The organism is Polaribacter sp. Asnod6-C07, assembly GCF_045063625.1.
Taxonomy (GTDB): domain Bacteria; phylum Bacteroidota; class Bacteroidia; order Flavobacteriales; family Flavobacteriaceae; genus Polaribacter; species Polaribacter vadi_A.
The window spans coordinates 2,033,827-2,054,089 of sequence record NZ_JBEFOF010000005.1; the positions used below are offsets into that span (position 1 = coordinate 2,033,827).

The following is a 20,263-nucleotide window of genomic DNA, read 5'->3' on the forward strand; positions in this document are numbered from 1 at the left end:
TAATTTAATTAAATTATTGCTTTAAATACAAGTGTAAACGTTAATTAATCCATTTTTTTTTCAAAAAAAGGTTAAATATAATTAAAGCGAGTATTGCCCCTAACGAATTTGCAAGAACATCAATAATATCTCCTGTTCTATAAATCGTTAAATTACTCTGTAACAGTTCAATTATTATGCCAAATATTATACAACTAGCAACAATTAAATATTTTTTTTCTGGTTTTTTGTAAAAACTAAATAACCAAGTAGATGCTAGCGTAAAATAAGCAATACTATGATATACTTTATCAATATTTTTTATTTCTACTCCAGTACCTGAAAGTTTAATTAAACTTAAACATATAATTGCTAGAGTTGTACCAATAGCAATTATAATAAAGTTATCCAGCAATAATTTCTTTATACGCTTCAGCATCTAGTAAGTTTTCTATTTGTGAGCTATCAGAAATATCAATTTTTATCATCCAACCTTTGTTATAAGGGTCTGTGTTTACTAATTCTGGCTCGTCTTCTAAAGTTTCGTTAAACTCAACAACTTCTCCAGTTAAAGGCATAAATAAATCAGAAACTGTTTTTACAGCTTCTACAGAACCAAAAACTTCTCCTTCATCTACAGTATCATCTAGTGTATCTACATCTACATAAACAATATCTCCTAATTCACCTTGTGCAAAATCTGTAATTCCTACAGTTGCAATGTTACCCTCAATTTTAATCCACTCGTGGTCTTTTGTGTATTTTAATTCTGATGGAATGTTCATTTTTTAATTTTATTTTATAATTTGAATTTACTTTTAATTTCCTCCTAGATTATAAACAATATTTATACCACCATTAATTGCCTGTCTAGGAAAAGTGGTTGATATTGCATATCTAGATGTTTGATGATTATAATAAAACGATGCTGTTAAATTACTACTCAATGTATAATCTGCTGTAAATTTAATAGAAAATAATCTTTGGCCACCACTAATTTGGTCATTATCTTCATCTATATATCTTATTTGTGTTAAATTGTCTCTAAGAGAAACATCTGTTCTTAAATTAATATCACCTTTTAAGGTTGTTTTTTTACCTGTAAAACGAGTATTCATTTTAACATCTTTAAAAACATATCCTAAACCAACTATGTATTCTTTACCAGCAATATCTGTTAAAGTACTATTGTTAAAGTTCATTGTTAAAGTTCTATCTCTTTTAATTTCTCCTCTAAAAGAAAAAGAGTTTTTCATTTTCATGTCTACTTTTATTAATGGCGAAAATTCATCAACCAAAGTTGCACTGGCTATTAGTTTTTGTGCTTCGTAATTACCAGCAGCATTTGTTTCTGTAAAAGCAGTATCTTCTTGGTATTGTAAATTATTTGTAAAACTAGAAATAGTGTAAGATGATCTATATCCATGTGAAACAACAAAGGAAGAAAAGTTCTTTTTAAACCATTTCACCTTCATAAAACCATTGTAACGTAATGTCCAATTAGGAATTGGTATATTTCTAAACAAACCTGTACTTACTTTATTTGGACTTTTACCTGAATAAGCAGCAATAAAAGCAGGTAATAAAACTTGCTGACTATTTTCTCCAAAACCATCTGGATTTACTGTTGGGTTTTCTGTGGCGAATCTGTTTGCAATTACACTTCTATAGTCTTTCATTGTTTGAAATAGAGCATCACCATTTGTAAATGCTGTAGAAAACATAGAATGACTTGTACTAAAATTACCTGTTTCGAAAGTATCAATATCATAATCTATTGTTCCAGTTGCAGTTCCGTTTTCAATTACATCTAATTGCTGAGAAAGATTTTTGGTTTGTATTTTATTACCTCTTATATCAATATTTAGATCTTTTATAGGTTGTACTGTAAAAGAATAATCTAATTTATTATAGTGAGTTCTGCTATAAGTTTTGTTGTAATAAGCGCTTTCATCAATATCTGATGTACTTGGGTCATCAGTAAGTGCTCTTGGATTTACTAACCACCCGTTTGTAAGCGCTTTATTTCTAATATCTACTTGGCTACCAAAAGCAAATGCAGTAGGTGAGCCTCCTAAAAAGCCAATACCTTCATCATAACCTTGTAAATATTGTCCGTTATTTTCGGTGTAACTTATTTTACCTTGTTTTACTGATGTTATAATACCCCAAGTTGTTTTTAAAATCTTTTTACCAATAGGTAAATTTTTCTTGGGTTTTATTCTTGCAATATTTTTTCCTTTAGCATTTTTACGTTGCGATTTTGTTAATAATAATTTTTCGAAACCAATGTTTTTGTATAATTTCTCGAAAGAGAAAGTAGTATTTATATTATGTGTATTTGCATTCTGAATTACGTTACCTATTTGTTCGGCTATAGTTTCGTCTTGTGATGATACTTGCCAGTCAAAATCTGCTGTATAAGCATAATCTGCTTTCATAAAACTTAAGAAAGGAAACTTCTCTAAAGGTAATTGGTAAGTACCATTTAATTTTTGATGATATTGGTTTGGTCTTCCTGTGTTAAAGAAATTATCAAAAATTTGTAATTCTTCATCACTACCAAAAGCATCATAAATGTAGCTATTACTAGCGTTAAAATTCATTTGTAACGATTTTGTTAAATCGAAACCAACTGTATAATCCCAATCGAATAAAAATCGACGTTGTTTTAATTCTGGTTGTGCAGATAAACCTTCTACCAAATTTCTAGATTGTTGCTCATTATAACTTCTATTAATTCTAGAGTTTATGGCTAATGTAGAAGGTATTGGATTTATGTTTAAATCTTTAATAAATTTCCAATATTTACTCTTAAATTTCTCTGAATTTTTAAAGAGTTCTATAGGTTTTGAGTTAAAGTTAAAATTGTAAGCAGCAGAAGCCATTACATTTTCGTTAATGTATTTTTCTATATTATAGTCTCTATGAAATTCTTTGTTATGAGAATAAGAAACCGCTAAATTTTCTACATCATAAAACTTAGGTTTTTTACTAGAATTAGGGTTTCTGTTCTTTTTTACATTGATAAAACTTATGCTAGTTCTTTTAGTGTAATCTCTAGAAAACTCACTATTTGGGTTTTGTTCAATAGCATCTACTAATTCTACATCTTGGTATTGAGGATCGTATTTAGGATCTATAAAAGTTTCTCCTACACTATAACTCATTGGTATTTGAATTCCCCATTTTTTTGGAGTTAAAACTTTACCTAAGCTAATACTTGTAGAAACATCATATTGTTTTGTTTCGTCTAAAGTACGTTGGCTAACTCTATCTTCTACATTACCAAAACCAACAGTTTCCATACTACCAGCTAAAGATACGTTTGCAATATCAGCAAAATTGGCATCAGCATTAACAACTGCAGCCCAACCACCTTCGTTGTCAAAACCAGCAGAACGTAATTCATTAAACCAAATTTCTCCAGATTTATTAATAAGGCTAGTGTTTTTTAAACCTAAAACAATTGTTTTTAATTGTGCTAAAGTTGGGTTTCCTTTTACTGTAATTGTATAAGATAAATCAGTTTGTTCTACAGAAGTATAAGGTTCACTAATTGCAGCTCCTATAGCATCTCTTTCTAATTTAACTTTACCTAATGCTTCTAAGATTACATCTAAATTGTTTTCTTCTGGCCAAATATCTAATTGACTATTACCACCAGAACTTACAGTTAAAGGGAGTTCTAATTCGTAATAGTTTTCTGTTAAATCTGTTCCTAATCTAATAATACCAGCAAAACCTTCATCACCCTCTAAATGCATAAACATTTTAAGGTTTTTAAAACGCCTTAAATCTACACTTATATTTTTGTAAATGGCTCTAGTTTTATTTGGCTCTAAGTTTGTAACGCTTAAGGTTACAGATTGCTCGTTTTGTAATTGTACAGATGTAGAACCTTGTAAGCGTTCACGTTCAATACCTGGTGGTTGTATGTAGCTACCATTATTTTGTTCTATACTTACCACACCAACTTCAAAATTTTCTAATTGGGTTTGGTCTAAATCTATATCTGGATCAATTGCTGGGTCTATAGTTTTTGTATAACGTCTCCAATCTCCACGTACCAAATCTAATTCTCCAAAACGAATAACAACTGGCATTTTAAAGTTGGTTAAATACATTCTAACAAAACGAATACTATTAAAGTCAGAAATTCCGTTTACAGAAGTTCCGTTTCTAATAGGTACTCTAAATTGATACCATTTTGTTTCTTGTGTATTTCCGTTTTCTAGAGTTACAGAAGTTGTTTTTTCATCAACAATATAATTTCTACCTTCTTGTAATTCATTTCTATTCATAGAAATTTTATACTCGTAATAACTCTCAACAGTGTTCATTGTCTGATCTTTGTTGATGTCTTCTACATCTGGATAAGTTGTAGATGAAGTAGGGTAGGTTTCTGGTGATTGATTTAAAGTAGGTGAATTACCTTGAGTGTTGTTATAATCTTTATACCTACTAATTATAGATGCATTTAAAGCATCTAAATTACCACCTCTAAAAAATTGAAAGTTATCTGCTGCAGGATCTACTAAACTACCATAAACCCCAATGTTTGCTAATGTGCTTTCTTCAAGATCATTTAAACCATCAAAACCAACATCTTGATTTGTTCTTGCTGTATCATCTTCGCTAAAAGCATAAATAATTGAAGGGTTTTTAGGTACATCTCCCCAAATTGTTCTGTTTACATTAACCGTATTTGTTTTAGCTCCATCTTCTGGTAAACCATTCTCGAACATTTTACGATTATCTTTTACAATGTCTTCTGAAATGTTACCTAAATTGATGTATAAATCACCAACTTGATTTGAAACATCATCAGGGTTTACACCTTGTGGTAATCCTTCTGCTTCTGTTATAGAATAATTTTGATAAGGATCCATTACCCAAAACTGAATATACTCAACATTAGCTTGGTCAAAATTATTGGTGTTTAAAGGACGCATAATTCCACCCCAATTTTCTTCTGGTTTAAGTAAGGTAACTTTATTATTGGCAATATCAACAGTTGCTTCAGTTGTGTTTTGGTTAAAGTTATAAGAACCTCTTTCTTGTGGAAAATATGCTAAATCTAAAGTTCTTATAAGAGTATTTTGTGTGATGTCAAATTCTTGATTAGGAAAAAGTTCGCTGTAATTAATCTGTCTTGTTTCTGCTCTAGATTGTTCGTCTGCATTTATGCTTGATGGAGTATCACCTAAACCATAAAAAATTTGATCTATACTATACCAAGCTAATTTTCCTCTTTTATTATTGTAATCTAAATCGCTACTATTACCATTAAATTTATCATCTGTTTCGTTTCTTGGTGTACTTGCTTCATACCAATCTAAGGCAGATAATAAACTAATGGGTATTTGAGAAGCTTCAAAATCATCAATATAAGAAGTTGCAGCACCTGTAACATCTATTCCACTTGGTGTGCCTGGTAATAAGTAAGCCATATCTGCTCTAACAGATAAATTAGAAGGCACATCTGTATCTACAAAAGGTAGTTTGTTTGCTAGTTTTGTAAAATAAGGTACTTCTGTAGAATAATCAATATTAAACCCAAACATAGTATTGTTTATAGGTTCTGACCCAAAATTAATTTTAGCAGTTAAAGGTCTTTCGTTTACATTTAATACAGTTGCACCAACAATTAACTCATCAGAAAATTTATGTTCTATATCAACACCCATAAAGGTTTTTCTTTGTTGATTAAATACAGCATTATTTTCTGTAGATACATTTATAGGTGTATCAGAAGCTTGTAATCCTGGATCTAGAATTTGTACTTTACCCAAAGAATAATCAACCACATAATCTATACCTTCTACTAATTGTCTTCCATTAGCAGTTACTGTTACAGAACCTCTAGGCACATTAAATGCACCAATTGATATACCTCCTGAACTTTCTGATTTAAAGTAACCTTTTAAATAATACTTGTCTTTGGTTTGAAAGTTGTTTTTAATGTTTGTTTTGGTATTTAAATATAACTCTTTAAAAAGGTATTCACTGTCTACAGTTTCATCTAAACCAATATCACTAGAATTACTGGTATCTAAAACCAAATCATTACCAAAAGGTTCAGGTTCTGGAAAAATAACATAACCGTTTTCAGAGATTACTGTTATACCTTCTAGATAATCAAAATAACCATCTGCAGTTCTATATTGACTTTGATCTAATTGATCTAATTGAAAAACTTGAATTAATGGTAGAGTAGCTATGTTAGCCGTATTTGCATTTTGTAAAACATTGGATGCTATACCTGTATCATCATCTCTATATTGAATCTCGAAACGAAAACCATCTTGCTCTAAAGGATATGCACCTAAAGCATAAACGTTTTTCATCATTAAACGCCAAGTAGGAAAAGATTCTGTTTCTCCTGTAGTTGTATTTTCACGATTGGTTTTTAAAATTTCTGAGCGTAATAATTTAACAGCTAAATTATCTGGAGATTGTATACCATCATTAGAAAATTCACCAACTTTAAACGATTTTTCAGTAGTTCCGTTTACAGAACCAGCAACAGTATATTCGTAAGCAACTGCTAAAACTTCACCATCATTTAATCTTCTATTTAAAGAGATATAACCTAATTGAGAATTTAAAGTGTACTCGCTAGTACTTAATTTTCTAGCATTTTCTAGCATTGAATAATCTGTACCAGAAGTCATGTTAAAATTACTACTTAAGGTGTTTTCTACATCAGAAACATCTCTTATACCTGCTAAAACAGCATCAGTATAAATATTATTGGCATTATTTTGAGGTAAATATAATTGTTGACCACTTGCATTAATACTAATAGGGCTAGTAGAGTTTGTGACATTACCAGAATCTGCTACCAAATTACTATAAAAATCATTATTTGCATTTGGGTTGTCTGTTTCACCAAGATCAGCAAGAGCAACAATACTTCTAAAATCTTCTGTTGTAGCAGTTCTATTAGTAATCCAAACTTCTATTCTTGTAATATTAACTTGGCTACTAATTAATGGATATTGTTTAAGAGAATTGGCATAATTATCAATAAAAAATTGCGATAAGAAAAAGTGTCTGTCATTATCATAATCTGTGGCCAATAATTCAAATTCTTCTATAGAAGCACCAGCTTCTGAAACAACAGTTTTACTTTCTGAGTTTTGTTGAGAAAAAACTGCAGTAACACTTGTTTTACCAAATTGCAATTGTGCTTTTACACCAAATAGACTTTGTGCTCCGTTTATTAAAGAGTTTTTTATTGGCATTGCAATGTTACCAGCTTCAATCCCCTGAATTATATCATCTTCAGTAGGTGAATAATCAATTTTCACTAAGTTCTGAAAATCGAAAGTAGATTGTGTGTCATAATTTGCAGTAAACTCTAAACGTTCACCAACTTTTGCACGAATACTTGCATTTATTTGTTGATCAAAATCGAAAGTAAAACTACTTCTGTTTTCTTCGGATATTTGTGGGTTTTCTGTATTTTGATATATAGCACCTAGTTTTAAATTCAGATTACCAGTTGGTGTTACTTTTACAGTGTTACCACCAAAAATAGATTCGAAAAACTTAGAATTTACGTAATATTCTGGCAGTAAATCTTTTTGTGCAGCTGCAGCACCTTTTTTCTTACTATTGGTAGCACTTACTTTGTCTTTAAAGTACTGCAACATATCTCTTTTTAAACGATATTGTGCGTATTCTCTTTGTGTTAAAAAAATAGGAGTTTTGGTATAATAATCACCAATTTTCTCAATAATTACGTATTTATTTAATGCTTTATCAAAAATGACTTCCTTTTCTGCTAAATCATCTAAGAAAAGACCTCCTTTTTGGGTGTTGTTAAAATCGTATCTAAGGTTTAAAGTGTCTTTTTTTACTTCTGATGAATCTTTACTTTGTGTAGTTTGTGCGTATACTGATAAATTTACCGAAAAAGTAAAAAGAACTATTGCAATTATTTTTTTTAATAAATTAACCAATTGACTATAAGTTTTTTAAAGCTAGTTTTATGATTTTTTCTACTGATGCATCAGGGTTTTCTTTTAAAACAGCGTTTACAACTTTATCAGATTGTTTTTTATGAAAACCTAAAACTTCTAAAGCAGATAACGCTTCACCTTTGTTCGTATTGCTTGTGTTAACAGAAACTTCATCAATATCAAACGTTTTTAAAATTTTATCTTTTAAGTCTACAATAACTCTTTGTGCTGTTTTTGCACCAATACCTTTTACAGATTGTATTAGAGCTACATTTTCTGATGCAATTGCATTTTGTATTTCTTCGGATGTCATAGAAGAACACATTGTTCTTGCAATACTTGGCCCAACACCAGAAACTGAAATTAATAGTTTAAAAACTTCTCTCTCAGTTTTGTTGATGAATCCGAAAAGCGTGTGAGCATCTTCTCTAATAGACAAATGAGTGTATAAAACCACATTTTCATCTGCTGGTAAACTAGAAAAAGTATTTAAAGAAATATGTAATAAATACCCAACTCCATTACAATCTACAACAACTTCTGTTGGGTTTTTTTCTACTAATCTTCCTCTTACTTGTGTAATCATAGTTTTTTTCTTGGCTCTAAAGTACTATTTTTTATTCTTTTCTCTCTGCTGTGCATCAACACAAGCTAAAGCAGCCATATTTACCATTTCATCTACACTAGAACCTAGTTGTAAAATGTGTACTGCTTTATTTAAACCTAAGATTACTGGTCCAATAGATTCAGCACCTTCTACTTGTTTTAATAATTTATATGTTATGTTCGCAGACTCTAAATTAGGAAAAATTAAAATATTAACTTTTTTACCATTTAATTTAGAAAAAGGAAACTCTTTGGCTAACATTTCTGGATTTAATGCAAAATCTGCCTGAATTTCTCCATCTACAACAGCGTTTGGGAAATGACGATGAATATAAGAAACAGCTTCTCTAATTTTTTTAGAAGTTTCTGTGTTCGAAGATCCAAAGTTAGAGAAAGACAACATTGCAACATTAGGTTTCATACCAAACATCTTTGCTAGATTAGATGTCATTTGCGATATTTTCACCAAATCTTTAGCACTTGGATTAATATTTATGGTAGTATCTGCCAAAAAGATTGGGCCTTGCTTAGTTAACATTAAGTTACATGCAGCTACTTTAGAGATACCTTTATCTTTTTCAATAAGTTCTAAAATTGGCTTAACAACAGTTGGATAAGGTCTAGAATAACCCGTAATTAAGGCATCTGCTTCGTTTTCATTAACCATCATTGCTGCAAAATAATTACGCTCTCGCATTAATTTTTTTGCTTCATTTAATGTTCTTCCTTTACGTTGTCTTGTTTTCCAGTAAGCTTCTGCAAAACGATTTATTCTTTCTTTTTCTTGGTCTGTTTTTGGGTCTAAGATTGGCACATCACCAGTAAAACCAATTTCTTCTTTTAAAGCAAGAATTACATCTTTTCTACCTAATAAAATAGGGTCTCCTAATTTTTCTTCATGTACTCTTTGTGCAGCTTTAAGAACATCTAAATGGTCTGCTTCTGCAAACACAATACGTTTACGATTGCTTTTTGCTCTATTGTGTATTAAACGTATTTCTTTACTACCAGAACCAGAACGTTCCATTAATTCTTCTCTGTATCTATCCCAATCTGTAATAGGTTCTAAAGCAACTCCAGAATCCATAGCAGCTTTTGCAATTGCTGGTGGAATTTCGTAAATTAATCTAGGGTCAAAAGGTTTAGGTATAATATATTCTTCACCAAAAGCTAAACTAACCTCATCATAAACAATATTTACTTGTTCAGGAACTGTTTTTTTAGCCAAATCAGCTAATGCATGTACAGCAGCCATTTTCATTTCTTCATTAATTTTAGTTGCTCTAACATCTAAAGCACCTCTAAAAATAAATGGAAAGCCAAGTACATTATTTACTTGGTTAGGATGGTCTGATCTACCAGTTGCCATAATAATATCATCTCTAGTAGCAATTGCTAATTCGTACTCAATTTCTGGAGTAGGGTTTGCCATTGCAAAAACAATTGGTTTTTTTGCCATAGATAAAAGCATTTCTGGGGTCACAACATTCCCCATAGATAAACCAATAAAAACATCTGCATTTTGCATGGCTTCTTCTAAAGTATTCAAATCTTGTGAGGTTGCAAATTCTGCTTTTTGTGATGTTAAATTGTCTCTATCTTGCCTGATAACACCTTTGCTATCGCACATGATAATGTTTTCTCTTTTTGCACCAAGTTTTAGGTACAAACGAGTACAAGAAATTGCAGCAGCTCCAGCACCATTTACTACCATTTTAATTTTAGAAATATCTTTTTTTGTTATTTCTATGGCATTTTTTAGTGCAGCAGCAGAGATAATTGCAGTTCCATGTTGGTCATCATGCATTACAGGAATGTCTAATTCCTCTTTTAATCTTCTTTCTATCTCAAAAGCTTCTGGTGCTTTTATATCTTCTAAATTAATTCCACCAAAAGTTGGTGCAATTGCTTTTACAGTTTCTACAAATTTATCTACATCAGTAGCGTCTACTTCAATATCAAAAACATCAATATCTGCAAAGATTTTAAACAGTAAACCTTTACCTTCCATTACAGGTTTAGAAGCTTCAGGGCCAATATTACCTAAACCTAAAACTGCAGTTCCGTTAGAAATTACAGCAACTAAATTCCCTTTAGAAGTATATTTATATACGTTATTTTTATCTTTTTCAATTTCTAAACAAGGTTCTGCAACACCAGGCGAATATGCTAATGTTAAATCGTGTTGAGTTGCATATTTTTTAGTAGGTACCACTGCTATTTTACCTGGTTTTGGTTTTGCGTGGTACAGTAAAGCTTCGTGTCGTTTTCTAGAATCGCTCATGAATTTTTTATATTTCTAAGTAGTTCACAAATATAGGCTTTTCATATAAAGAGCAAAGTATTTTTAACTTTTTAGACGATCTAATTTTGTTGTAAATTATTCCATTTGATACGTAACTAAACATCAAATTTTATCAATTTAAAAGTACAGGCAACTTTTGGTATTGTTATTGTGTCTTATTTTTAAGAAATTATTGTAAGTTGTTTAACAAATTTTAAAGATTTGCTTAGGCAAGAAACTTTAAGTTTGTGAAAATCAACCAAAACTAAACTATGAAAAAAACATTACTACCATTTCTGTTATTGATTTCATTAATAGCAGTAGCTCAAGTAAAAGGAAAAATTACAGATGCTAAAAACGAACCACTTTCTTTTGTTAGTATTTATTTAGATAAAACTACAAAAGGTACAACTTCTAATGATAATGGAGACTATTTTTTAGAAACCAATAAGTTAGGAAAACAAGTTGTCGTTTTTCAGTTTTTAGGATATAAAACATTAAAAAAAGAAGTAAATATTACTTCTTTTCCTTTTGAGTTAAATGTAAAACTCGAACAAGAAAATATTCAATTAGATGAAATTTCTATCTCTACCAAAGAAAATCCTGCAGATAGAATTATTAGAAATGTAATAGCTAATAAAGATAAAAATACAGATAAATATGCAAATTATACTGCTAAATTTTATTCTAGAGGATTAACCAGAATTAAAGATTTACCGAAGAAATTTCTTGGGCAAGAAATGGGAGATTTAGGTGGAGGATTAGACTCTACAAGAAGTGGAATTGTTTATTTATCAGAAACTTTTTCTAATATATCGTTTCAGAAAAAACCAAAGAAGTTTAAAGAAATAATAACGGCTTCTAAGGTTTCTGGAGAGGATAATGGAGTAAGTTTTAATAGAGCAGAAGAATCTGATATTAATTTATATGATAATAGCATAGAGGTTTTTAACAATTTAATTTCGCCTATTTCTACGAATGCTTTTAGTTATTATCGTTATAAGTTAGAAGGTACTTTTTACGATAAAAATGGCAAACTCATCAACAAAATAAAATTAATACCAAAACGTAAAAACGATCGTGTTTTTGAAGGTTCTATTTATGTTGTAGAAGATGATTGGGCCTTGTATGGTTCAGATTTAACAACTACAGGAGTTCAAGTAAATTTGCCTTTTGTAAATTCTTTAGGTGTAAAACAAAGCTATAATTATTCTGATAAAGTTGATGCTTGGGTTCTAGTAACGCAGACTATAGCTTTTGATATTAAGTTTTTAGGGTTTAAGCCTCAAGGAAAATTTTCTTATGTGTATTCTGATTATAACTTTAATCCTAGTTTTAATGAGAATACATTTACAAACGAAGTTTTGTCATTTAAAGAAAATGCCACAAAAAAAGATTCTGTTTTTTGGAACACTTTAAGACCTGTGCCTTTGACCAAAGAAGAGTCTCAAGATTATGCTTTAAAAGATAGTATAAAAGTAGTTCGTAAATCAGAGAAGTTTTTAGATTCTTTAGATAATAGATCTAATAAATTTAAATTATTATCTCCAATAACTGGTTATAGTTATAGAGATACTTACGAAAAATGGTCTTTGTCTTTTAGTGGTTTAATAAACGATTTTGGTTTTAACACGGTTCAGGGATTTAAGACTTCTTTAGGAGCAAGTTATTATAAAAGGTTAAATGATGAAGGAAAATGGTGGAGTGTAGGTTTTGATGTAGATTATGGTTTTTCTGATAAAAGAGCTAGACCTACTTTTTATTTTAGTAAAAAATGGAATAATTTTTCTAGACCTAGAATGTACATTACAGGAGGTGTTATAACAGCTCAATTTAATAGAAGAAATGCAGTTAAACCATTAGATAATTTTGTGTTATCTTTATTTAGAAGACAAAATGTACTTAAGATTTATGAAAAAGAATTTGCAAGAATTGGTTTTTCCGAAGAAATTAAAAACGGTGTGTTTTTCTCGTCTTCTTTAGAATATGCGAATAGAAAACCACTTTTTAATACTACCAATTATTCGTTTGTATCCGAAGAAAAATACCAACCTTATACTTCTAATAATCCTTTAGAACCAGGTAATTTCACAAGTTCTGTTTTTACAGCACATAAAATTGCAACATTAAATATGGGGTTAAGATTTGTATTTGGTCAAAAATATTTAACCTATCCAGATAGTAAGTTTAATATTGGAAATGAAAAATATCCTACACTAAGTTTAAATTATAGAAAAACATTTGCAGCTGATAATACTGAATTTAATTCAGATGTTTTAATTGCTACTTTAAGACAAGATGTAAATACAGGTAATTATGGTGAGTTGTTTTATAAAATTAGAGCAGGTGCTTTCTTAAAAAAGAAGGATATTCCGTTTATGGATAATTTACAAGTTGTAGGGAATGAAATGTTTTTTGTAACGGATGTTAACAGAAAAAATAATTTTGGTTTGTTAGATTATTATCAATATTACACAAATGATAAATATGCAGAAGCGCATATAGAGCATAATTTTAAAGGCGCTATTTTAGGTAGAATTCCGTTGATAAATAAATTGAACTTTCATTTAATAGGTAGTGCAAAAACAATGTTTATGTCTGATGCTAAACCTTACTCAGAATATGCTGTTGGATTAGATAATATTGGTTTTGGTAAATGGCGTTTGTTACGAGTTGATTATGTGAAATCTGTAAATGGTGGTAATCGAAAAAGTGGATGGTTGTTTGGTTTAAATATGTCTTTCTAATCATTTATCTTTGTTGATTATGAAAATAAAAACACTTTTTTTCGGAATTACATCAGATTTGGTGAGTGCATCAGAATTACAAATTGAGGTTGATGAAAATTCATCCGTAGAAAAATTTAAATCTGTTTTAAAGGATGAGTTTTCTGCTTTAATAAATATTAATTCTTATGCAATTGCTGTAAATGAAGAATATGCAGAAAATGAAACTCTTTTAAAAGTAGGTGATGTTGTTGCTGTAATTCCGCCAGTAAGTGGAGGTTAAAATCTTGTAATAGATTTTTTATCTTAAATACTTTTTATCAACATAAAAAGTACCAAAAGGGATAACTGAGCAAAGTAAAACAATACCTAACGTTTTGCTGTTCCAGTTCATTTCTTTTTTAATTACAATAGCTAAAACTATATAAAGCATAAAAAGTAATCCATGAGGCATGCCTAACATTTTTACATAAGTATCATCACCTTGAAGATATTTAATAGGTGTTGCAATAAATAATAAAAGTAGGTAAGATATTCCTTCTAAAAAACTAATAATTCTAAATATACTTTTCATTTTGATGTTCTAAAAATAATAAAGTACAAAGATACATTATGAATGATTACTTTTGTTAAACTATGCAGAGAACTTCGATAAAAATTACATCAGAAAAATTAGATTTACAAGAATGTTACCATTTTGTAGAAGATGATTCTTGTGGAGGAATATCAGCATTCGTAGGTACTGTAAGAAATGATACGCAAGGTAAAGAAGTAAAACAACTCGATTTTTCTACTTACAAACCAATGGCGATTAAAGAAATGCAAAAAATTGCAGATTTAGCTTTAGAGAAATTCGAAATTAAAAAAATAGCCATTCATCATGCAGAAGGTATGTTACAAATTGGTGCAATTCCTGTTATTATTACAGTTTCATCAAAACATAGAAAAGCTGCATTTTTAGCTTGTGAATTTGCAATAGATACTTTAAAAGAAACTGTGCCAATCTGGAAAAAAGAATATTTTTCTGATGGCGAAGTTTGGGTAAATGCGCATCCTTAGTATTCAGTATTCAGTATTCAGTATTCAGTATTCAGTATTCAGTATTCAGTGTTCAGTGTTCAGTGTTTTGGTGTGGTAAAAAGAGTTGTTTTTTTCTTTGATTTTCGACTTTAAATTTATTTTTGCTAACTGCTAACTGCTAACTGCTAACTGCTAACTGCTAACTGCTAACTGCTAACTGCTAACTGCTAACTGCTAACTGCTAACTGCTAACTGCTAACTGCTAACTGCTAACTGCTAACCCTTAACAGTTCTCCTGCTTTGCAGCCATAAATAAAATTGTAATCCAAATAAAATGGCGCCTGCTAATAAATGTGTAGCTTGTGTGCCTAAAGGGAATTCAGCATAATACATTAAAATACCAGTTAAGGTTTCTAAGAATAGTAAAAAGATAATCCAATTAACTAATTTATAGCCTAACTTTTTTATTTGATTGATGTAAAACATCCCAAAGTTTACTAGCAAAATAGCAATAGTAAAAGATCTATGAAAGTAAAATTTAAAACTTGGCTCCATTAAACTATAATTCTTGTTCTCGAAACCAAAAAGTTTTACTTGCTCATCAATAAACTGCCTAACTTGTGTGCCCATTGCAATTTGTATCAAAGAGAAAATTACAGAAACAATTAATAGTTTATTAAAAGTTGAGTTGTAATTATAAGTTTTTTTGTCAGAAAGAATAAATTTTAACTTTAGTAAAATGGCAATGATAATTAAGCCAATTACCATGTGAATTGTAATAATTGCGGGAGTTAAATTAGTGTCTACCACTGTTTTTCCTAACCAAGCCTCAAAAAGCATTAAAAAGAAAGCTGCAAAAGATAGGTAAGTAATTGTTTTGTTTTCTTTCCAGAATTTTGTGGCTCCATAAATTAAAAATAGAAATACAAAACCAGCTAAAACAGAGGTTAATCTATTGATGTATTCTGTCCAAGAGTGATATTTATTAAACTTATTATAATCGTGTTTGGTGTATTTAGCCCAATTATTTGCGTTAAATTCAGAAGATGTTTTTAAATCATTTTCAGCAACAAATAAAACCTCATCTTTAATAATGATAAATCCTTTTTTAAATTCAGTATTTGGTTTCCAAGTAATTTGTTCTTCAGAAGTTGGTGGTATGTAATAACCAAAACATTTTGGCCAATCAGGGCAACCCATTCCAGAGCCTGTCATTCTAACTACAGAACCAGCTAAAAAAATAAGATAAAGAGATATTATAGAAATTTGAACAATTTTAGGAAATCTTGTTTTCATCAAAATAAAAAGTTTTTGCAAAAATAAGGCAAAAAAAAGTCGCTTAAAATAAATTAAGCGACTTGTGTCTTATGTAAAAAAATTCTAAATAATATAATTAGATAACTCTAACGTCTACTGCGTTTAAACCTTTTCTACCTTCTTTCAGGTCAAATTCTACTGCATCACCTTCTCTAATTTCGTCAATTAATCCTGATACGTGTACAAAATACTCTGTTTTTGAACCGTCTTCAATTACAAATCCAAATCCTTTAGATTCGTTGAAGAATTTTACTGTTCCGTTTTTCACTTTGATATATAATAAATGTTAATAATACTACAAATATAAGATTATATGTAGTAAGTTTTACAATTCTTTGCTTTAAATAATTATCAATAAGATTATTTAGAATATATTTTTATTTTGATGATTCTTTTTTGATGTAAAAAGTTCAAATAAAAAATCATTTTAAGAATGTCAGCAATAGTAGGCTTTAGAAAGCTTTTTGTATTTTAAGTATCTGTAAATCAGTGTTTAGTATTTTTAAAAAAATCACATAAAATATGTTAAAAGTTTCTTTTTGTTAAAAACTTCAAGGGTTTTGTGAATAAGTAGGGCTTTCTTTTTTTAGTAAAAAATCCAATCTTTGTAGAGGTCGTTCTTAACGATTAAATAACATTCATAAACACTCAAATTTTTCACAATAATGTCTAAACAAGAGCCAATTTTACAACCAAATAACAATCGATTTGTTATTTTTCCTATTCAACATAACGATTTATGGGAATGGTATAAAAAACAACAAGCTTGTTTTTGGACAGCTGAAGAAATCGATCTACATTCAGATATTGTAGATTGGACTACAAAGTTAACTGATGATGAGCGTTATTTTATTAAACACATCTTAGCATTTTTTGCAGCATCAGATGGAATTGTAAATGAAAATTTAGCAGAAAACTTTGTAAATGAAGTACAATATTCTGAAGCTAAGTTTTTCTACGGATTTCAAATAATGATGGAAAATATACACTCAGAAACCTATTCTTTATTAATTGATACTTATGTAAAAGACGAAGTAGAAAAAGATCAATTATTTAGAGCTATCGAAGTTTTTCCTGCCATTAAGAAAAAAGCAGATTGGGCTTTAAAATGGATCGAATCAGATTCTTTTGCAGAGCGTTTAATTGCGTTTGCAGCAGTAGAAGGTATTTTCTTTTCAGGTGCATTTTGTTCAATTTTTTGGTTAAAGAAAAGAGGTTTATTGCCAGGTTTAACGTTTTCTAACGAGTTAATTTCTAGAGATGAAGGTATGCATTGTGATTTTGCAGTGCATTTACATAATAACCATATGGTTAACAGAGTAGCACCAGAACGTATAAAAGAAATTATTGTAGATGCTTTAAATATTGAAAGAGAATTTGTGACAGAGTCATTACCAGTAAGTTTAATTGGTATGAATGCGCGTTTAATGACACAATACTTAGAATTTGTAACGGATAGATTGTTGTTAGAATTCGGATGTGAAAAAGTGTATGATGCTACAAATCCTTTCGATTTTATGGAAATGATTTCTTTAGAAGGAAAAACAAATTTCTTCGAAAAAAGAGTGTCAGAATATCAAAAAGCTGGTGTAAAATCTGGTGGAACTGGAAGTATCAGTTTCGATTCAGATTTTTAAGATTTAAAGAATCTTTTCTATCAGTAAATAATAAATACTTAAATAAGTATATCATAAAAAAGAGCCTTCCAAAATTTGGAGTTTTTGTTGGCTGTAATAACTAGTGAATAATCGTAAATAATTAAATCGTAAATCTAAATTATGTTTGTATTAAAAAGAGATGGCAAGAGAGAGCCAGTTATGTTTGACAAGATCACAGCTAGAGTTAAAAAGATGTGTTATGGCTTAAACAAAATTGTTGACCCAGTTAAAGTAGCAATGCGTGTTATAGAAGGTCTTTATGATGGAGTAACAACTTCAGAATTAGATAACTTAGCTGCAGAAACTGCTGCAACAATGACAACTGCTCACCCAGATTATGCAAGATTAGCTGCAAGAATTGCTGTTTCTAACTTACATAAAAATACAAAGAAATCTTTTTCTGATACTATGGATGATTTATATTTCTATGTAAATCCACGTACAGAAAAAAAAGCACCTTTATTGGCAGATGATGTCTATAAAATTATTCAAGACAATAAAGAAAAATTAGATTCTACGATTATCTACAACAGAGATTTTAATTACGATTATTTTGGTTTTAAAACATTAGAGCGTTCTTACTTATTAAAGTTAAATGGCCAGATTGCAGAACGTCCACAACATATGTTAATGCGTGTTTCTATAGGTATTCATAAAAATGATATTGATGAAGCAATTGCTACTTACGAGTTAATGAGTAAAAAATATTTTACACACGCTACACCAACTCTTTTTAATTCTGGTACTCCAAAACCACAAATGTCTTCTTGTTTTTTATTACAAATGCAAGATGATAGTATAGAAGGTATTTACGATACATTAAAACAAACCGCTAAAATTTCTCAATCTGCAGGTGGTATAGGTTTGTCTTTACATAATATTAGAGCTACAGGTAGTTATATTGCTGGTACAAATGGTACTTCTAATGGTATTGTACCAATGTTACGTGTTTTTAACGATACTGCACGTTACGTAGATCAAGGAGGAGGTAAGCGTAAAGGGTCTTTTGCAATGTATTTAGAACCTTGGCATGCAGATATTTTCGATTTTTTAGATTTAAAGAAAAACCATGGTAAAGAAGAAATGCGTGCAAGAGATTTATTCTATGCCATGTGGATTTCAGATTTATTTATGGAGCGTGTGCAAAATGATGCAGACTGGACCTTAATGTGTCCTCATGAATGTCCGCATTTATTTGATACTTATGGTGAAGAATTTGAACGTTTGTACACAAGTTACGAGGCTGCAGGTAAAGGAAGAAAAACCATTAAAGCTCGTGAATTATGGGAGAAAATCTTAGAATCTCAAATTGAGACAGGTACACCATATATGTTGTATAAAGATGCAGCAAACAGAAAATCTAATCAGAAAAATTTAGGTACAATTCGTTCATCAAACTTATGTACAGAAATTATGGAGTACACTGCAAAAGATGAAGTTGCTGTATGTAACTTGGCTTCAATTGCATTGCCAATGTTTGTTTCTGAAAGAGAAAATGGCGAAAAATACTTTAATCATAAAAAATTATACGATGTTACCAAAAAAGTAACTCGTAATTTAGATACTGTTATTGATGCAAACTTTTATCCTGTAAAAGAAGCAGAAAATTCTAACTTTAGGCACAGACCAGTAGGTTTAGGTATACAAGGTTTAGCAGATACATTTATCAATTTACGTTTGCCTTTTACAAGTGAAGAAGCAAAAAAACTGAATCAAGATATTTTTGAAACAATGTATTTTGCAGCTGTAACATCATCTATGGAAATTGCAAAAGCAAAAGAACCATATTCTACATTTAAAGGATCTCCAATGTCAGAAGGAGAATTCCAGTTTAATATGTGGGGAGTTAAAGATGATGAATTAAGTGGAAATTGGGATTGGGATAAATTACGTAAAAACGTAATGAAACATGGAGTTAGAAACTCGTTATTAGTTGCACCAATGCCAACAGCATCTACATCTCAAATATTAGGAAACAATGAAGCTTTTGAGCCTTATACTTCTAATATTTATACAAGAAGAGTTTTATCTGGTGAGTTTATTGTAGTAAACAAACATTTACTAGAAGATTTAGTTGAATTAGGTTTGTGGGATAATGATATGAAAGAAAGCATTATGCGTGCAAATGGTTCTATACAGCATATAGAAGAGATTCCTGCAGAATTAAGAGAATTGTACAAAACTGTTTGGGAAATGAGTATGAAAGATATTATTGATATGGCACGTCATAGAGGTTATTTCATTGATCAATCTCAGTCTTTAAACTTGTTTATGAAAGATCCAGATTATGGTAAATTAACATCAATGCATTTCTATGCTTGGAAATCTGGCTTAAAAACAGGAATGTATTATTTAAGAACAAAATCTGCAGTAAATGCAATACAGTTTACAGTTTCTAAAGAAAAGAAAAAAGAAGAAATAGAAAAACCAATGAGTGCTGCAGAATTTAAAGCAATGGTAGACGCTTCTAGAAATGCAGAGCCAGATGATTGCGAAATGTGTGGTTCTTAAAATTAGAAAATAAAGGAAAAGAGAAGTCTAAAAAGGCTTCTCTTTATTATGAATTATTAAAACATTTTATTTGAGAAAAAAATAATAAGCATAGAAAAAGCGATACTGGAAATATCGCTTCTTGGTGTAATTTTTAAATTTTTTGCTTTCGAGGGCTTAAATTTAGTTAATTAAAATAGAATATTGAGACTG

13 protein-coding genes are annotated in these 20,263 nt (G+C 29.9%); 5 read left to right on the forward strand and 8 right to left on the reverse strand.

The window, feature by feature from the left end:
• Positions 1-40: 40 nt before the first annotated feature.
• The 5 genes from ACJJVK_RS08665 to ACJJVK_RS08685 are packed head-to-tail and all read right to left on the reverse strand — an operon-like array spanning position 41 to position 10,839.
• Positions 41-418, reverse strand: a complete 378-nt coding sequence (locus tag ACJJVK_RS08665) for a VanZ family protein (RefSeq protein WP_215993527.1) — start codon at positions 416-418, stop codon at positions 41-43.
• Positions 384-764 (reverse strand): glycine cleavage system protein GcvH, encoded by a 381-nt coding sequence (gene gcvH, locus ACJJVK_RS08670; RefSeq protein ID WP_405565198.1) that lies wholly within the window; start codon positions 762-764, stop codon positions 384-386. The genes ACJJVK_RS08665 and gcvH overlap by 35 nt, the downstream gene beginning before the upstream one ends.
• Positions 765-797: 33 nt before the next feature.
• Positions 798-7,949 carry a cell surface protein SprA gene (gene sprA / locus ACJJVK_RS08675; protein ID WP_405565201.1) on the reverse strand — a complete coding sequence of 2,384 codons (7,152 nt, stop codon included), beginning with the start codon at positions 7,947-7,949 and terminating at the stop codon, positions 798-800.
• 4 nt (positions 7,950-7,953) lie between these two features.
• Positions 7,954-8,535: a Holliday junction branch migration protein RuvA gene (gene ruvA, locus ACJJVK_RS08680; protein WP_405565204.1), complete on the reverse strand. Its 582-nt coding sequence runs from the start codon at positions 8,533-8,535 to the stop codon at positions 7,954-7,956.
• 24 nt (positions 8,536-8,559) lie between these two features.
• Complete coding sequence (locus tag ACJJVK_RS08685) at positions 8,560-10,839, reverse strand: NADP-dependent malic enzyme (protein WP_215993523.1); 2,280 nt, start codon at positions 10,837-10,839, stop codon at positions 8,560-8,562.
• Between the two features lie 272 nt (positions 10,840-11,111).
• On the opposite strand from ACJJVK_RS08685, the gene ACJJVK_RS08690 reads away from it, so the two are divergent.
• Both ACJJVK_RS08690 and ACJJVK_RS08695 read left to right on the forward strand, forming a co-directional pair.
• Entirely contained in the window at positions 11,112-13,586 is a 2,475-nt protein-coding gene (locus tag ACJJVK_RS08690) for a DUF5686 and carboxypeptidase regulatory-like domain-containing protein (RefSeq protein WP_405565208.1), read from the forward strand.
• Between the two features lie 19 nt (positions 13,587-13,605).
• Positions 13,606-13,848 carry a MoaD/ThiS family protein gene (locus ACJJVK_RS08695; RefSeq protein ID WP_405565210.1) on the forward strand — a complete coding sequence of 81 codons (243 nt, stop codon included), beginning with the start codon at positions 13,606-13,608 and terminating at the stop codon, positions 13,846-13,848.
• A gap of 18 nt (positions 13,849-13,866) precedes the next feature.
• On the opposite strand, the gene ACJJVK_RS08700 is transcribed toward ACJJVK_RS08695, so the two are convergent.
• Positions 13,867-14,139: a DUF3817 domain-containing protein gene (locus ACJJVK_RS08700; RefSeq protein ID WP_405565213.1), complete on the reverse strand. Its 273-nt coding sequence runs from the start codon at positions 14,137-14,139 to the stop codon at positions 13,867-13,869.
• Positions 14,140-14,201: 62 nt separating this feature from the next.
• Between ACJJVK_RS08700 and ACJJVK_RS08705 the strand changes: the two genes are divergently transcribed.
• Positions 14,202-14,624: a molybdenum cofactor biosynthesis protein MoaE gene (locus ACJJVK_RS08705; protein WP_215993519.1), complete on the forward strand. Its 423-nt coding sequence runs from the start codon at positions 14,202-14,204 to the stop codon at positions 14,622-14,624.
• Positions 14,625-14,861: 237 nt separating this feature from the next.
• Here ACJJVK_RS08705 and ACJJVK_RS08710 read toward each other — a convergent pair whose 3' ends face one another.
• Positions 14,862-15,881: a heme A synthase gene (locus ACJJVK_RS08710; protein ID WP_215993518.1), complete on the reverse strand. Its 1,020-nt coding sequence runs from the start codon at positions 15,879-15,881 to the stop codon at positions 14,862-14,864.
• Between the two features lie 97 nt (positions 15,882-15,978).
• On the reverse strand, positions 15,979-16,170 hold the full coding sequence (locus ACJJVK_RS08715; protein WP_015481089.1) for a cold-shock protein: 192 nt from the start codon (positions 16,168-16,170) through the stop codon (positions 15,979-15,981).
• Positions 16,171-16,567: 397 nt separating this feature from the next.
• On the opposite strand from ACJJVK_RS08715, the gene ACJJVK_RS08720 reads away from it, so the two are divergent.
• Positions 16,568-17,539 (forward strand): ribonucleotide-diphosphate reductase subunit beta, encoded by a 972-nt coding sequence (locus tag ACJJVK_RS08720; protein ID WP_215993517.1) that lies wholly within the window; start codon positions 16,568-16,570, stop codon positions 17,537-17,539.
• 141 nt (positions 17,540-17,680) lie between these two features.
• Positions 17,681-20,071: a ribonucleoside-diphosphate reductase subunit alpha gene (locus ACJJVK_RS08725; RefSeq protein ID WP_405565217.1), complete on the forward strand. Its 2,391-nt coding sequence runs from the start codon at positions 17,681-17,683 to the stop codon at positions 20,069-20,071.
• Positions 20,072-20,263: the final 192 nt, after the last annotated feature.

What these genes read in the sequence shown, in the direction of transcription:
- ACJJVK_RS08690 (WP_405565208.1), top strand. Translation starts at nt 11,112, where the DNA reads ATGAAAAAAACATTACTACCATTTCTGTTATTGATTTCATTAATAGCA.
- ACJJVK_RS08695 (WP_405565210.1), top strand. Translation starts at nt 13,606, where the DNA reads ATGAAAATAAAAACACTTTTTTTCGGAATTACATCAGATTTGGTGAGT.
- ACJJVK_RS08725 (WP_405565217.1), top strand. Translation starts at nt 17,681, where the DNA reads ATGTTTGTATTAAAAAGAGATGGCAAGAGAGAGCCAGTTATGTTTGAC.
- ACJJVK_RS08710 (WP_215993518.1), bottom strand. Translation starts at nt 15,881, where the DNA reads ATGAAAACAAGATTTCCTAAAATTGTTCAAATTTCTATAATATCTCTT.
- ACJJVK_RS08700 (WP_405565213.1), bottom strand. Translation starts at nt 14,139, where the DNA reads ATGAAAAGTATATTTAGAATTATTAGTTTTTTAGAAGGAATATCTTAC.
- ACJJVK_RS08685 (WP_215993523.1), bottom strand. Translation starts at nt 10,839, where the DNA reads ATGAGCGATTCTAGAAAACGACACGAAGCTTTACTGTACCACGCAAAA.
- ACJJVK_RS08705 (WP_215993519.1), top strand. Translation starts at nt 14,202, where the DNA reads ATGCAGAGAACTTCGATAAAAATTACATCAGAAAAATTAGATTTACAA.
- ACJJVK_RS08720 (WP_215993517.1), top strand. Translation starts at nt 16,568, where the DNA reads ATGTCTAAACAAGAGCCAATTTTACAACCAAATAACAATCGATTTGTT.
- ruvA (WP_405565204.1), bottom strand. Translation starts at nt 8,535, where the DNA reads ATGATTACACAAGTAAGAGGAAGATTAGTAGAAAAAAACCCAACAGAA.
- ACJJVK_RS08665 (WP_215993527.1), bottom strand. Translation starts at nt 418, where the DNA reads ATGCTGAAGCGTATAAAGAAATTATTGCTGGATAACTTTATTATAATT.
- gcvH (WP_405565198.1), bottom strand. Translation starts at nt 764, where the DNA reads ATGAACATTCCATCAGAATTAAAATACACAAAAGACCACGAGTGGATT.